The sequence below is a fragment of the Paraburkholderia sp. SIMBA_054 genome, from assembly GCF_046534875.1.
GTDB lineage: Bacteria > Pseudomonadota > Gammaproteobacteria > Burkholderiales > Burkholderiaceae > Paraburkholderia > Paraburkholderia hospita.
This window is the reverse complement of record NZ_JAWRXV010000153.1, coordinates 1-1,965: the sequence shown is the minus strand read 5'-3', so window position 1 is coordinate 1,965 and position 1,965 is coordinate 1. Positions and strand designations below refer to the sequence as shown.

General features: G+C 60.2%; 3 protein-coding genes. All 3 read right to left on the bottom strand.

What is annotated here, in order from left to right:
• Positions 1 to 1,140: PRTRC system protein F (locus tag SB822_RS54415; RefSeq protein WP_410858762.1), on the bottom strand; the 1,140-nt coding region annotated here is incomplete at its 3' end.
• Between the two features lie 96 nt (positions 1,141 to 1,236).
• On the bottom strand, positions 1,237 to 1,455 hold the full coding sequence (locus tag SB822_RS54410; protein ID WP_028366978.1) for a PRTRC system protein C: 219 nt from the start codon (positions 1,453 to 1,455) through the stop codon (positions 1,237 to 1,239).
• Positions 1,456 to 1,467: 12 nt separating this feature from the next.
• The coding region (locus SB822_RS54405) for a PRTRC system protein E (RefSeq protein ID WP_410858761.1) at positions 1,468 to 1,965 on the bottom strand (498 nt) is incomplete at its 5' end.

The window sequence follows — 1,965 nt, the reverse complement described above, 5'->3', positions numbered from 1 at the left end:
AGGGTCCACCACCAGCGCCATCAGGCGATCGAGGTGATGGAGCATGCGAAGACCGAGGCTCCATTGCGCGTACTGCTCGCGGATGCCCCATCGTGTCTCGGAAAAGGAAATGAAACGGCTGTACTCGGACGATTCACCCGCCGAGAACGCGTTGTTCATGTGGTCGTCTAGCAGTTCGCCGGTCCGCTCGTTGTGAGCGAATACGAACGTGCAACCCGAATAGATGGGCTGCGCGTCATAGCCGTCAGCCAGGCAGTCGGACTTGCCAGCCTTGCGTAACATCTGCTTCAAGACGAGCAGTTGGTCACAGACCCTCGCGACCATGCCCGGTGAAGCCGTCCGCAACAGCCGCAGTTCGTTATCTGAAAGGACCGAGGAGCGAACGCGTCGCCCCTTGATCTTGTCCGGATCGCGGATTTCGTCGGGACAAAGCAGCGGCCGCAGCTCGGACGGAAGATAACGATCAATTACATCCCCATCTTCGCCATAGAACTCCTTCAGCCACTCGCGCACGCCTTCGTCAGTCGCGCTCTCGTCACCCTCCCAGTGCAAGCAGGACGCTTCGCACAGGAACCATCCGGGGGTACGGATCAGGACTGTCTTACCGGAGACGCGATCAACGATATTGAAAATCGTGTGCAGCAAAAGCGGATGGGCACGGCGCAGCGGTTCTGCAAAGGCTCCCACCTCGTGCACCCACTCGTCCATGCACTTCACGCCCAGATGCAACGGCGTGCGGGGCTTGAAATCATCGTGCTCATACTGATGATGGATGGCATCCATCACCGCATTCGTGTCGCAAAGCTCGAGTCGGAACGACAGGAAGCGAAGCGGTGCCGGCAACTGCCGGCGCACCCATGCAAAGAATGCCTGCTGGAAAGCGTCGACCGGACTGACCGGCGCCTCCACGTCGGCCGCGAGAAGCGGACCATGCCGGAACTGCTCGAGCACGATCGCATCAAGCGATGCGTCGTCGCGCCATTTGACCGACGCACGCGCGGGTACTCCCTCAGAAACATCCGGCAGCGTCAGAACACAATCGGCAGGTCGATACTGGGCAACGGCAGCGACTGGCGGTTGCCAGGACGTACCGACGCCTGCATCGACCGCTCTATCAGTGAATGAAGGATCGAACAGCATTGGCGAACCTCGTCGTCATATAAAAAAACCGCCCTCTCGGGCGGTTCCTGATTGAACCCGTTGGCCGGGTCGGCAAGAGCCTTGAGAAGCGTCTGCTTACGCATACGAACCCTTGGCGCCCGCCGCGCGGACAAACTTGTAGGTCGCGACATCTCCCGAGATCTCGGGGCCGTCGACGGACGCAGTCGTCAGCTCGGGATACTGCGCCGAGTAGAGATCGCGAACGTCTTCGGGCGAGAACGCCGGGCCGGGATCGGCAAATGCAACGCCGTTGTAAGAGAACTGGCGAACGAGCGCGGTGATCGAAATCGACATGGCCGTGCCTCCTTAAAAAAGCGAAGCGAGGTCGGTGCCGCTCGAAACAGGCTCTTCAGCCGCCGGAGCGTCCGCTTTGCCTTCGCTCGCGGCGGCCGGTGCATCCGACTCCGTCGAATCACTGTCGTCATCATCAACGTCCGCGTCTGGAGAGGCTTTGGCAGAGGCTGGTGTACTTCTCCCAGCCTTGCCCGAGAGAGCTTTGGTCGCTTTCGAGACCTGCGCTTTCTGGGCTTCGCCGAGGATCGCCGTTGTCGCAGCAACCTGTTCGGCCAGCGACGCATGAGCGCCGGTGTACGTCGCCAGATGCTCGGCAAAGCCGGCGTCCAGTTCCGCCGCCGTCGCGGTCATGACGAGCGGCTGACGCAACGCCGTGTCTTTCGCCTCGCCTTCCGGTAAAACAACCACGACCATCGCATCACCCTTCATCTTTAGCGCCAGCTTCAGGCCACCACACGACTTCAACAGCGGTTCAAGTTCAACGAACATAAAGACTCCACAAATAAAAAA